Genomic DNA, 12,246 nt, shown 5'->3' on the forward strand with positions numbered 1-12,246 from the left:
TTTTGTTTTTTTGATATTGCTGGAAAATAAAAATAGGGAAGGCAAATGGTGCGCCACCGGTTTCCGGTTCTAGTGGGTTCGATTCCCACCCCGAAATTTTTTGATGAATGACTAAAAAATTTCGAGGGTGAGAGCAGGTATACACTAGGACTGCCCTCAAACGGAGGGACGGAAATGTTAAAAAAGAGAGACTTTTCTGATTGCAATACTCTTTATGAAATTATGACGCATCCAGATGTCTTCCCTTTCGTGCGCCATAAAGTAGATTCCTATGAAGAGTATCTATTCGTCACGAAACAAACAATGGAAGCAGAAGAAAAAGGCGAATTGATTTCAAGAACAATTACCGATGAATGGGGTACACCTATTGGTACCATTTCATTATTTGATATTGAAAATCAAGCTGGCTTTCTTGGAACATGGTTAGGGAAACCTTATCACGGTAAAGGCTATAATTCCATGGCAAAAGAAGCTTTCTTTAATGAGGTTTTTTTCGAGCTAGGTATCGAAACGGTTTTCATGAGAATAAGAAAGCAAAATATCCGATCTATTAAAGCTGCAGAAAAACTACCTTATGTCTTGTTAGCCAATGAATCCCGCAAATATTTGTATGAACAATTAAATAAGCACAGTGAAATATATGATCTTTATGAAATACCGAAAGATCTTTATAATCTTCATGTTCTCCGTCAAGACGAAGATGAAACGCAACATTTATTAGAAGCTTAATTGAAAGATAAAAAAGGCAACGAAATGAGTTTATTCAATTAGCGGGTGGGGCGTCTTCATCCTCCACCTTCGATTCCTCTAAGCCTTTTAGTTTGCCCCGTTAATGCGGGATAAATTACTGCATAGACCTTTAAAATGAATTACGAAGAACATTCAATTTTTCAAACTATAAAAAAACAAGCATAGAATCAAATCCATGCTTGTTTTTTCTATTTTATTACTTCTTGATAGAGATTTTCAATGGTTTACGTTTTATACGTAGAAAAAGAATTATTTTTGAAGCTGTATAAGCAACTCATACATCTCTGTACCAGTTTTAAACGGACGTTTTTGTTGCATTTTCGCTTTATATTGTGGTGATTCATCCACCAAATGATCAAGCGTATCAGAAAAAGCCTGATATGTTAAATTTTCCTCTTGAATAACCTTGCTAAAACCTTGACTTTCAAAGCTCGCTGCATTTAAGATTTGATCTCCTCTTGAAGCGTTGGCACTCAGTGGAATAAGTAGCATCGGTATTTCAAGACCAAGAAATTCATAAATAGAATTCGATCCTGCACGAGACACAACTACATCGGCACAGGCTAACATATCGAATAGTTCCTCATGAACATATTCAAATGGCTGATATCCTTTCCTTCGTAATTTTTCTTGAATATTTCCTTTTCCGCATATGTGAATAATCTGGTAGAAAGCTAATAGGTCATCAAGATTTTCCGTTATTAGGTTATTTATTCTGACCGCACCTAGGCTCCCACCCATCACAAGCAAAACAGGTTTACTTTTATCAAAACCATATCTCTCTCTACCTTTGTCAGCATCCCCCTTAAATATTCCGTCTCTGAGAACTGCACCAATATAAATAGACTTTGATTTGGCGACATGTTTTTCCGTTTCTACAAATGTCGTAAATATTTTTGAAGCAAATGGCATTGCAAGTTTATTCGCAAGACCAGGGGTATAATCGGATTCATGAATAAACACAGGAATTCGTAACATTTTTGCTGCCAATACGACAGGTACTGAAACGAAACCACCTTTTGAAAAAACAAATTCAGGCTGGATTTGTTTGAGGATTTTCCGTGCATCGAAAATTCCTTTTATAACACGAAACGGATCCTTTAAATTCTCCAATGACATATATCTTCGCAATTTCCCAACTGAAACCGTTTGATAGCTGACGGTCGGAAATTCTTTTTCAATGATTTCTCTTTCGATTCCTTTTTCAGAGCCTATATATGTAACTTCCCAATTATTTTTCAAAAATTCAGGGATGATTGCTGTATTAACAGAAACATGACCAGCAGATCCTCCACCTGTAAACACAATCTTCTTTTTCAATTAATTCACCTTCCAAAGCCAAAAATTTCTACCCCTCATCATACCACATTTCCAGCTGATACATAGAGAAAACCTTATCAATCTGCATAAAACAGGACAACAGACCCAAAATTTAGTATGTAACATCAACATTTAATCACTTATTAACTGGCTGGCACTGCAACTTATGATATAATTCTACCATTGTGCAAAAATTAATAAATCGAGGTAATATTATGCAAAAGACCTATACAAAACGTGGAAAAATCCGCCAATTACTCATTATTTTATTCCCGCTTCTTATCACTCAACTTAGTTTATATGCGATGACCTTCTTTGATATTATGATGTCAGGAAGGTACAGCACCGCTGATGTTGCAGGGGTTTCAATCGGCAGCTCCTTGTGGATGCCCATTTATTCAGGTTTGGGTGGTATACTGCTCGCCATTCCTCCAATTATTTCTCAACTAATCGGAGCAAAAGATACAAAAAAGGTTCCTTTCAATATCATTCAGGCGATATATTTGGCTCTCGCTATGGGAGTTGGTATTACAATAATCGGCGCCATCTTTCTTAACCCTATTTTAAATATGATGAATCTAGAACCAGCTGTGGAACAAATTGCTCATTCCTTTTTAGTAGGACTTGGTTTCGGAATTCTGCCGCTTTTTGTATTTAATGTTCTCCGTTCGTTCATGGATGGTCTTGGCCAAACGAGAATTTCAATGCTCATCACACTATCCGCATTACCTATCAATATCATTTTTAATTATTTATTAATTTATGGTAAACTTGGTTTCCCTGAATTAGGAGGAGTTGGTTCTGGTTATGCTACAGCCATCACCTATTGGCTAATTTTTATCATTGCCACATTAGTAGTGATGAAGGCAGAACCCTTTGCCTCCTATCGAATTTTCAAAAGATTTTATCGAGTATCATTAAAAAATTGGAAAACCCTCCTTGTCATCGGACTACCAATTGGTTTTTCAATCTTTTTTGAAACAAGTATCTTTGCAGCTGTCACTTTGTTAATGAGTAGTTATGATACGATCACAATTGCTTCTCACCAAATTGCGATGAACTTTGCTTCATTTCTTTATATGGCACCGTTAAGTATCTCGATGGGATTAACCATTGTTATTGCTTTTGAAGTTGGCGCAAAACGGTACAGTGACGCACTTGAATACAGCAAAATTGGAATATCCATTGCAGTCTTGATGTCCTTAATTTTCTCTCTTGTTATCTTTTTTTTACGAGAGCAAGTTGCTGCAATTTACACAGATGATCAGGTTGTCCTAAAATTGACAACACACTTTTTAATCTATGCAATCTTCTTCCAAATTTCAGATGCTTTCCAAGCCCCGATCCAAGGAATTCTTCGCGGGTATAAAGATGTGAATTTTACGTTCTTCATGTCATTAGTTTCTTACTGGATTATCGGGCTTCCGTTTGGATATATACTTGCAAACTTAACGGATTTAGGTCCGTTCGGATATTGGATTGGTCTTATCTCAGGCCTTGCACTAGGCGCAATTGGCTTATTGGCTCGACTGCTATTCTTGCAGCGAGTGAAGTATTCATCGGTGAAAGAAAATTAAACACAATGATGATTTTAAAAGGTCTGTCTTCGTATTCTATATACAGTTTATCGTTATATTTGTATTTAATTTGAACTGTATCAGTAGTTATTCGAGGCGGACTTTTTTGTTGTGCATCCACAAATTTAGGATCTAATCGAGAATTCATCACGATTCCTGATCTATTAACAGGAATGTTTTATTCCTAACTTGGATGACACATCACAGATTTATTTCATGTTCCTTACATACCACATTGCCTATAACCCACTGCATAAGAATTGTTTCACTATTTTTGCATATCGGATGCTCTTCCCTATTCGTTACCCTATAGAGACCTTTCGCATATTATATTGTAAATAAATTGATTTAAAGCCTTGTACGGCCCTTACCGGATAAGAAATGAGGTGTACAGAATGTTTCCGTGGAGTTCTCTTTTCTCCTTTCAGAAAAATAGTTCTGATAAAATCAAGCATATGAATCCAAATGATATTCAATCGTTCATGAATCAAATTTTTTCACAAGCGATGCCTGATCAGATGCAACAGTTCATGAATCAACAAAACCCAAACTCAAGTTCACACACACAACAAAACACCTCTTCAGATGGAAAACTACAAGCTGCTGTATTTGAAACGCATTCAGATGTTTATGTTCGCATCCTAATTAAAGATTCAACATGTATTAGACATTTAAAAATCTACCATACTTCCAATCAACTTTTAATAGATGGCATTCCTGGATATGAAGAAAAATTTGTTACTACCCTACCATGCATCGTGAAGAAAAAAGGAACGACGGCGCAATATAAAAATGAAACACTGGAAATTCGTCTTTCAAAGCAGCAAGATATTCAGTTTTCTGAAATAGACGTCTCGGAAATTTAATAAGACGTCTATTTTTGTTTTCAAAAATAGCGGCGTCAAATTTCCTTTTCAATACAAAAAAAGACCTCCACCCCGTTATATGCTGGGTGGAAGCCTATTCTTAACAAATTAATCTAGATTATTTTCCGATGAACATTTGTGTCCAATAGTTTCCTGATTGTACATAGCCAACTCCGATATGAGTGTAGCTTGCTTTTAAAATATTAGCGCGGTGTCCTTCACTGTTCATCCAAGCTTGTACAACTTGTTGAGGAGTGGTTTGACCTTGTGCAATATTTTCACCAGCAGAAGAATAGTTGATACCAAATTGTTTCATCATATCAAATGGTGAACCATATGTTGGGCTAGTGTGATCAAAGTAGTTACGATCTTTCATATCTTGAGATTTTGCACGTGCAACTTTGCTTAACTCTGTATCAATTGTAAGAGCTGTTAAACCGGATTTTGCACGCTCAGCATTTGTCAGCTCAACCACTTCTTTTTCAAATTGACTGACTGAAGAACTTGTTGGAGTTCCAGAATTAGTCGGTTTTGAGGCAGGTGGTGTTTGAGTTTGTGTTGGAGCAGTCGGTGTTTTAACTGGTTCCTGAACTGGTTGCTTGCTTGGTTCTTTTACTGGTTTTTCAGTTGGCTGTGCAACTGGTGTTTGTACAGGCTGTTTCGCAGGTGCTTGTGTCGGTTGCTGAACTGGAGCGGTTGGTTTTGCCGTATATTGTTTAGTTATTGCACCATACTGCTTTTGAATGCTAACTTTATAGTTTACTGGGATATTATATTTTGCAAGATATTGATCTAGTACTGTTTGTAAGTCTTCTTGGCTATTAACCTTAAATGCTACTGTTTGAATGTTTGCATTTTTTATTGTAGAAGCATCAGCTTCTTTCGCTCCAACTCCTGTGAAAATTAGGGCCGCTGCAGCCGCTGCTGTAAATAGTGATTTTTTGTTCATTATTAATTCCTCCCTGAAATTCAATGGTGTTTTCTTTCTGCCAAAATCATAACACGGCTTTTTTTGTAACATTCGTACCATGAATTACCTTTGGGGGAAATTAAGAAATGAACAGCTAGTCAGAGTAGTAATATTCTATCACTTTTTCAAAGAAAACCTATAGATTAATAGTTTTCTAACGTATTTCTAACTAGATTCAATTTCTTTCTTTTTATCGCTGTCAATGGTAGGTACACGCTTAACTACCAAATAAAACTAGTAATTTAGGATTGACAACTTTTTTATAGTCTTTTCATGTAACATTCTTTACTTTTATATTACAAAAATAATTATTTGTCATATGTAAAAATTTGAATATTATGAATTTTACTAAAAATTAAAGAGTCAGACCACTTCTACTATATATCGTTAAAAAACGTGTGTTTGACACGATAAACGAAATATATAGTGTTGAGGTCTGACCCTTTCTAAGACAATATCTCTTTACTATTATTTATGGTGATCGTTATATTGACTATCCCCATTCATCGATTGACTTGCACTTTTTTCTTCCGGTTCACTAGCAGTCCCTATCACAAATTCCTCTTTGGGCATATTATGTAAGTCTCTTGCTTGTACATGAGCATAAATATAATAAGTACCTTCTTCAGAAAAAGATTGCTCCAGTTGATATACCCCATCTTTTGAATGTTTTACTTCAATCGTTTCATGGTTTTCGCTTTGTGAACGCCATATTTCGAATTTCACTTCATCAGCATCTTTTACTGCTTCATCACCATGTGTAACTTTTGCTTCAAAAGTAACGACATCATTCACTTGGGCATGCTCAGGATTAATTGTCAGCTCTACGTTTAGATTTTTTAGTTCAGTATCTTGCTCCTGATTGTTTGAACAAGCAGTAAGAACGATCATTGAAATCATTAATAACATGCTTCCTACTTTTTTTCTCATCATTTTTCCCCTTTAATTACTATATTTATAACAAGATATCATGAATTGAGAGTTAAATCAGTAAACAATGTGACAAACTCCTGATAATCACAATGGTGTCTGTGCTAATTTCTCCATTTCTTCCATATAAACTGAAATAATCATACTCTTCTCTTCGCGGCTTAATTGGGAATGATGAACTCTTTGAAGACATAAATAAAATTTCTCATACCTATTTTTCCTCACTCTTGGATGACTGTTTTCATCAAGCAGTTCTCCTTTTACTTTTTCGCGAAGAAATTCGGCGGCTTTATCGCCTTGCTCCTCTACTATTCGATTCTTCCATAATTTCGAATAGATTTGCAATAGATTTTTGGCGTTTTCTTCATTCATTTTACTCCCCCTTTGATTTACATAATTCCCTTTATAAAGGTAATCCTAATAATAGATCAATCTACTTTCCTATATGACGTTATTGTCCGATCAAAGCAAAACTAAAATCGTTTTAGCCAACTGTATAAAGGAGTGATTCTATTGGCACAAGTTTACCGCTGCCCAAATTGCCGAACAAATAAATCAAGATTCAACCTTATTCAACAAGTTGCAACTTCTGTAAAAAAAGATCCTCAATCTGGTGAAGTTGTTCAAGAATTCTCCAGCGATAATTTAGAACCATTTCACCTTCCTTACCGTGGACCAGAGGTGAGAGTACAATGTGCAGCATGCGGTTTAATCGAAGACGAAAAAACCTTTGCAGCATTTGGAGAACGAAGCATGTAGTTTTCGTACAAATTGTACTAGTTCAAAACTAATTACAAACAAAGAAGCTGACTTTTTACTCTTCATAGCCAGCTTCTTGCTATGTCTACTCTTTTTTGTCCAAGATGGCTTATACCTTAACTTCTATCTGCCCCAATAGATTTCAAGAAAAACTGATCGAAAACTATTTTTCTTCCAATGCTGTTAGTTGATACCGGATCTCTTCTTCATTAAGTTTTTCACCAATAATAACAAGATTGAGCGGCATTTTAATAAATTCATTCATATAGATTGGCATACCGTAAGAATACTGAAATAAGTATGGCTGCTCAGCGTTTGTAAAGGACAAATAGCCCTTCATTCGATAAACCGTATCCGGGAGACCGCGAAGCCACTCTTCGAAGGAGGTTTGATCTATAGACTTTTTGAAGGAATGGACGATAGCCTGCAAATGTAAATGACTATAGACATCCAATTGGCTATGCGCTTTTTTTTGCTTCATTTTCATATTTTGTAAAGAAGAAAGGGAGACTTTAGCTTGTGTAGTAAGTAAGCTTATTGCCTCAGGATTTATTGCCTGAATTGAGTATACAAGCTGTCCTGCCTCTAACTCACTCACCAAATCCTGTTTGTTTAAGAGGATAAAGTCTGCATGCTGCACCTGCTCAATTAAAAGCTGACGCAGCTGAGGTGACAGCTCGTTCCGATTTCTGAAACGAAGTAAATCCACTACAGTAATAATCCCGTGATAATTTAGCTTTTTAGCAAATAATGGACTCATGATGCTATCCAATACCTCAACCGGATGAGCAGCTCCAGTTGTTTCTATATAAATCGCATCAAGTTCATGCTCAGATAGCAAACTATGTAGCTGCACTTCCACCTTATCTTGAATGGTGCAGCAAATACAGCCACCTAGTAGCTCTTTGAAAGGAACCTCATCCCCTAGCCTTGCCGTATCAACGGAAACACTGCCAAGTTCATTCAATAAAATTGCTGCTTTACGCCCTGCTTCATTTTCCTGTTGAATAATTTCCTGCAATAATGTCGTCTTCCCACTGCCTAGAAAACCACTTAATATGTATACCTCTGTCATTTTTTCCATTCTAAATAAACTCCTGTTTCAAATCAATTTACTTTCACTAGCAGTGTACCACAAGTTAACGTGACTTAACATGTATCTTGCTGCGTTACAAAGCTCGTCGCATGAAAATTCAACAAAAAAACCAGCAAAGTGTCCTTTTAGAGAAACTTTGCTGGTTTGATTATTTGCTAGTATTTAACTGACTTTCAAGTACTTCCGATGCTTTTTTTAACTGTGTATCATTTGCAAGGATCTTTTCTCGCAGAACTTGCATAAGCTTTGTCGTAGATTCACCAGTAAGAATTCCCGTTACCTTGATACTTTGGTCTTTTTGGAATTGTGATACCGCTTTTTGAGTTTCATTGTCGAAGAAACCATCAATCTTGCCAGGTTTATACCCTGCGACTTCTAACATTTTCTCTGCCGTTTTCACTTCCACACCTGATTCAGATACTTTCAGTGCTTTTTCAGGTGAAATATAAGTAAGACTTGCATAATCTGGAAGTTTAACTAAAACATCCGGTTCGATTCCTTTAGAATGTATCCAGCTTCCATTAGGAGTCAGCCATTTTGCCGCTGTAAATTTAAAGTTAGAGCCATCTTTAAAATCAGTTGCTGTTTGTACGGTTCCTTTACCAAATGATTTTTCTCCGATAAGCTGAATACCGGCTGATTCTTTGACTGCAGCAGCTACGATTTCCGAAGCACTTGCACTACCGCCATCGATCAACACGACTACAGGTTTTTCAAACACACCATTATTTTTTGCGTTAGCCACCTGTTTCTCGCCTGTCCGATTTTCCACTTGTAAAATAGGTTTGCCATTTGGTACAAAGATGCTAGCAATTTCTTCGGCTTGATCAAGAAGTCCACCTGGATTACCACGTAAATCCAGAATCATCCCCTTCATCCCCTGCTTATCCATTTCTGCAATAGCCTGCTTTAATTCATTAGAAGTATCAATTGAAAAGCTAGTTACTTGAATTTTAGCAATATGATTGTCCAGCATTTCGGCATAAACTGTTTCAATTGGAATGGTATCACGTGTGATTGTAATATCAATTGGCTTTTCAGAGCCTTCTCGAGAAATTTCTAAGTCAACTTTAGTTCCTTTTTTTCCCCTTATCTTCATGACAGCTTCAGTTGAGTTTACGCCTTCCAAACTGTCACCGTTCACGCTTAGAATTAAGTCATTAGGCTTAATTCCAGCTTTCTCTGCTGGAGAACCCTTAATCGGAGAAACGACCTTAATAAATGAATTTTCCTGTTGAATTTCTGCACCGATTCCTTCAAAAGAAGCGGAAATACTTTCTTGAAAGCTCTTTGCTTCTTCTTGATTCATATAGGTAGAATATGGATCATCAAGTGCTTTAATCATACCATCAATGGCACCGTTCACAAGGTCCGTTTCATTTACATCTTGATAAAATTGATTCTTTAATGTGTCATAAGTAGAATAAAGTTTGGCGAATTCAGGATGTTCACCGGAAGACATTTGAGAAGGTAAAGATGATTCGACTTTATCTGTTCCAAAAGTCAGCGCAATCGTAGTAATTCCTGCCGTTAAAAAAACAAGTAAAAATATCCCCATAATAAACGGAAATCTTCTCATTTTAACATATCGGGTCTTTTCTGGAGAATCTGTTTGTTTATTTTCTTCTTCCAATGCGTGTTCACCACTTTCAATTTGTACCTTCAATTTTCACTCATATTCATTTAGGGAAACTACGGAATCTTACTGCCCGTTTATGCAAATAAATGTAACATTAGTTTGTATGTAAAATTATTTTACCAGATTTATGTCTTTACTAAAAATATAAATGTTTAGGTTAAGTAAAAAAAGGATCATGAAAGTGTTATGGGATAGTTAGCCAAATTTCTTCAATCAGCAAACTATCCCATAATTGAACGTTTCATTTTATTCTTGAATCGCTGCCTCTAAAGCAACTTCAACCATATCATTAAATGTAGTTTGACGTTCTTCTGAAGTTGTTTCTTCCCCTGTAAGAATATGATCGCTAATTGTCAGGATAGACAGAGCTTTCCGACCAAACTTGGCAGCAAGCGTGTAAAGTGCTGCAGACTCCATTTCTATGGCAAGGATTTGGTATCTCGCCAATTTTTCTAAATCACTGTTTTCATTGTAAAAATGATCTGCTGTAAAGACATTACCAGCTTTTAATTGCAAACCTTTTGAAAGACCTGCTTCATATGCTTTTCTTAATAAATCGAAATCTGCTGTTGGTGCGTAGTCAATACCGCCGAATGTTAAACGGTTTATTTGTGAGTCTGTTGAAGCACTCATTGCAAGAATAACGTCACGTACCTTTACGTCTTTTTGAATGGCTCCAGCTGTACCAACACGAATGAGGTTTTGAACATTATAGCTATTAATCAATTCATTAACATAAATAGATATCGAAGGTACACCCATTCCTGTACCCTGAACAGAAATTCTTTTTCCTTTATATGTGCCCGTGTAGCCAAACATGTTTCTGACTTCATTGTAAAGTGTAGCGTTTTCTAAAAATGTTTCTGCTATATATTTTGCCCGTAGTGGATCTCCAGGTAACAAGACCGTTTCAGCAATTTCATTTTCTTTTGCTCCAATATGTACACTCACTTTTGTGTCCTCCTCTAAAGCTTGAATAATAAATACCGCAAATAACTATACCATAGCACCTGCCTAAAATGGAAATGTGCACGGAATCTTCATTATAATTGATTTTTGTTAAAAATGCATGCTATTCAATACCGTTGTTATCTCATCTATATCAGTTCCTTTGGAAGATTTTAAAAACTTCGTGTAAAAACAAGGGGAACTCTATTTTTCAGTTTATACCGTTAGGCTAAGCAAAAAAAAGCATTGCTGAGGAGAAACAATGCTTTGGTGCGCCATGTATGTTTTTTGACATAGTCACTATGTTGATCACACAGTAAGCCTAACCTTTTTAAAGAAGTGAGGGGTTATCCGCTAAAGTGAGTTAAACCGATGTGGGAAAGTGTAAATTCCACCCAAGTTAGTCCTCAGTATCTTCATCGATAATACATTTATCAAGCAAATAATCGAATGTGATGTCTGCAAGATCTTCTAGCTCCTCTTCAGTCGGTATATAGCCCCGTTTCATTAACTCCTGAAAGAAGAATTCCGCAATTTCTTCTGTATCAATGAATACCTCAATTTCTCGCATGTCATCGCCCCCTTATTAAAGATGTATGAGCCTCCAAGACGAATTATGACTGCTTGATTTTATTCCTTCAATTCTTTAATTTTCCATCACCTGCCGTATCTTCCACTGTCTTTTTTATTTTTAATAGGGCTATTTTCATTACATGGAAATAATCTTCATCCCCAAACCATTTATAAAGCAATTGATAATCATTATAAAGATCGAGCAAACCATCTATAAACTCCTTTTTATCACCATCTTGAACGTTCGAGATTGGTTCTGTTTTTAGCCCATTTTTTTTCAAGGAATCAGCAACTTTGGATGTTTTTTGCTGGTCCTCAATAAGACCTAATTTAGACATAATACTTTCAGCTCGTTCTGCATCAGCAATTAACGTAATTTCCTCCTCATGGGCTTCGAGCCATTCTCCGTCGGAAATTCTAGAAAGTTCATAGACAATATCTTCCCAGGCATCTTCTTTATAACGCCATATCTCGGTTCTAAAGCCAAGTATTTTAAAATAATCACGCTCATATCCATCAACTTGAACGAGGTCACCGAAGGTAAATTTATATTCAATATCAATATGCTCTGAATCAGACACTAACTCGCCTTCATATTCTTCGACACTTTGAAGTGTGTTTTCTAAATAAAGACCTTGACTGTAATTCACTTCGTAAACAAAAGATTCATCCATAAATTTAACATCTGTGATTTTCCCTACTGTCCCATACATTGTAATAACCACTGTATCGCCTTTCTGGAATTTCGGCTGTTTCTTTTTCCCCATAAGAGACATCCCCTTATAAATCGGTCCTATATGTTTGATTAATATAAAGTA

13 protein-coding genes are annotated in these 12,246 nt (G+C 36.2%); 4 read left to right on the forward strand and 9 right to left on the reverse strand.

Annotated features, from left to right (window positions below):
- Positions 1 to 174 precede the first annotated feature (174 nt).
- Positions 175 to 729, forward strand: coding sequence for a GNAT family N-acetyltransferase (locus AC1MGI_RS16410; RefSeq protein WP_062178938.1), 555 nt, complete (start codon positions 175 to 177; stop codon positions 727 to 729).
- Positions 730 to 999: 270 nt separating this feature from the next.
- On the opposite strand, the gene AC1MGI_RS16415 is transcribed toward AC1MGI_RS16410, so the two are convergent.
- Complete coding sequence (locus AC1MGI_RS16415; protein ID WP_480346284.1) at positions 1,000 to 2,070, reverse strand: undecaprenyldiphospho-muramoylpentapeptide beta-N-acetylglucosaminyltransferase; 1,071 nt, start codon at positions 2,068 to 2,070, stop codon at positions 1,000 to 1,002.
- Positions 2,071 to 2,285: 215 nt separating this feature from the next.
- Here AC1MGI_RS16415 and AC1MGI_RS16420 point away from each other — a divergent pair, with 215 nt between their 5' ends.
- Entirely contained in the window at positions 2,286 to 3,647 is a 1,362-nt protein-coding gene (locus AC1MGI_RS16420; RefSeq protein ID WP_480346286.1) for an MATE family efflux transporter, read from the forward strand.
- Positions 3,648 to 4,042: 395 nt separating this feature from the next.
- Positions 4,043 to 4,513, forward strand: coding sequence for a hypothetical protein (locus AC1MGI_RS16425; RefSeq protein WP_062178934.1), 471 nt, complete (start codon positions 4,043 to 4,045; stop codon positions 4,511 to 4,513).
- Between the two features lie 118 nt (positions 4,514 to 4,631).
- Here AC1MGI_RS16425 and AC1MGI_RS16430 read toward each other — a convergent pair whose 3' ends face one another.
- The 3 genes from AC1MGI_RS16430 to AC1MGI_RS16440 all read right to left on the reverse strand — a co-directional run bounded on the left by AC1MGI_RS16430 (position 4,632) and on the right by AC1MGI_RS16440 (position 6,785).
- Entirely contained in the window at positions 4,632 to 5,462 is an 831-nt protein-coding gene (locus AC1MGI_RS16430; protein ID WP_480346288.1) for a CAP domain-containing protein, read from the reverse strand.
- A gap of 489 nt (positions 5,463 to 5,951) precedes the next feature.
- On the reverse strand, positions 5,952 to 6,416 hold the full coding sequence (locus AC1MGI_RS16435) for a FixH family protein (RefSeq protein WP_480346289.1): 465 nt from the start codon (positions 6,414 to 6,416) through the stop codon (positions 5,952 to 5,954).
- 84 nt (positions 6,417 to 6,500) lie between these two features.
- A complete protein-coding gene (locus tag AC1MGI_RS16440; RefSeq protein WP_480346292.1) occupies positions 6,501 to 6,785 on the reverse strand; it encodes a hypothetical protein in 285 nt (94 codons plus the stop codon).
- 141 nt (positions 6,786 to 6,926) lie between these two features.
- Between AC1MGI_RS16440 and AC1MGI_RS16445 the strand changes: the two genes are divergently transcribed.
- Positions 6,927 to 7,172 carry a hypothetical protein gene (locus tag AC1MGI_RS16445; RefSeq protein ID WP_062178923.1) on the forward strand — a complete coding sequence of 82 codons (246 nt, stop codon included), beginning with the start codon at positions 6,927 to 6,929 and terminating at the stop codon, positions 7,170 to 7,172.
- Positions 7,173 to 7,335: 163 nt separating this feature from the next.
- Here the strand turns inward: AC1MGI_RS16445 and AC1MGI_RS16450 are convergent, their stop codons facing one another.
- The 5 genes from AC1MGI_RS16450 to AC1MGI_RS16470 form a co-directional block, all read right to left on the reverse strand.
- On the reverse strand, positions 7,336 to 8,256 hold the full coding sequence (locus AC1MGI_RS16450) for a CobW family GTP-binding protein (RefSeq protein ID WP_480346293.1): 921 nt from the start codon (positions 8,254 to 8,256) through the stop codon (positions 7,336 to 7,338).
- Positions 8,257 to 8,416: 160 nt separating this feature from the next.
- The gene (locus AC1MGI_RS16455) at positions 8,417 to 9,934 is read right to left on the reverse strand and encodes a lmo1851 family serine protease (RefSeq protein WP_480346295.1); all 1,518 of its coding nucleotides are present in this window, start codon (positions 9,932 to 9,934) and stop codon (positions 8,417 to 8,419) included.
- Positions 9,935 to 10,153: 219 nt separating this feature from the next.
- Entirely contained in the window at positions 10,154 to 10,858 is a 705-nt protein-coding gene (gene deoD, locus AC1MGI_RS16460; RefSeq protein ID WP_480346297.1) for a purine-nucleoside phosphorylase, read from the reverse strand.
- Between the two features lie 397 nt (positions 10,859 to 11,255).
- A complete protein-coding gene (locus AC1MGI_RS16465) occupies positions 11,256 to 11,426 on the reverse strand; it encodes a YozD family protein (RefSeq protein ID WP_082674991.1) in 171 nt (56 codons plus the stop codon).
- 67 nt (positions 11,427 to 11,493) lie between these two features.
- Positions 11,494 to 12,195, reverse strand: coding sequence for a hypothetical protein (locus AC1MGI_RS16470; protein WP_480346300.1), 702 nt, complete (start codon positions 12,193 to 12,195; stop codon positions 11,494 to 11,496).
- Between the last annotated feature and the right edge of the window lie 51 nt (positions 12,196 to 12,246).

The organism is Peribacillus sp. BM1, assembly GCF_056679975.1.

What these genes read in the sequence shown, in the direction of transcription:
- AC1MGI_RS16410 (WP_062178938.1), top strand. Translation starts at nt 175, where the DNA reads ATGTTAAAAAAGAGAGACTTTTCTGATTGCAATACTCTTTATGAAATT.
- AC1MGI_RS16420 (WP_480346286.1), top strand. Translation starts at nt 2,286, where the DNA reads ATGCAAAAGACCTATACAAAACGTGGAAAAATCCGCCAATTACTCATT.
- AC1MGI_RS16425 (WP_062178934.1), top strand. Translation starts at nt 4,043, where the DNA reads ATGTTTCCGTGGAGTTCTCTTTTCTCCTTTCAGAAAAATAGTTCTGAT.
- AC1MGI_RS16430 (WP_480346288.1), bottom strand. Translation starts at nt 5,462, where the DNA reads ATGAACAAAAAATCACTATTTACAGCAGCGGCTGCAGCGGCCCTAATT.
- AC1MGI_RS16435 (WP_480346289.1), bottom strand. Translation starts at nt 6,416, where the DNA reads ATGATGAGAAAAAAAGTAGGAAGCATGTTATTAATGATTTCAATGATC.
- AC1MGI_RS16440 (WP_480346292.1), bottom strand. Translation starts at nt 6,785, where the DNA reads ATGAATGAAGAAAACGCCAAAAATCTATTGCAAATCTATTCGAAATTA.
- AC1MGI_RS16450 (WP_480346293.1), bottom strand. Translation starts at nt 8,256, where the DNA reads ATGGAAAAAATGACAGAGGTATACATATTAAGTGGTTTTCTAGGCAGT.
- AC1MGI_RS16465 (WP_082674991.1), bottom strand. Translation starts at nt 11,426, where the DNA reads ATGCGAGAAATTGAGGTATTCATTGATACAGAAGAAATTGCGGAATTC.
- AC1MGI_RS16470 (WP_480346300.1), bottom strand. Translation starts at nt 12,195, where the DNA reads ATGGGGAAAAAGAAACAGCCGAAATTCCAGAAAGGCGATACAGTGGTT.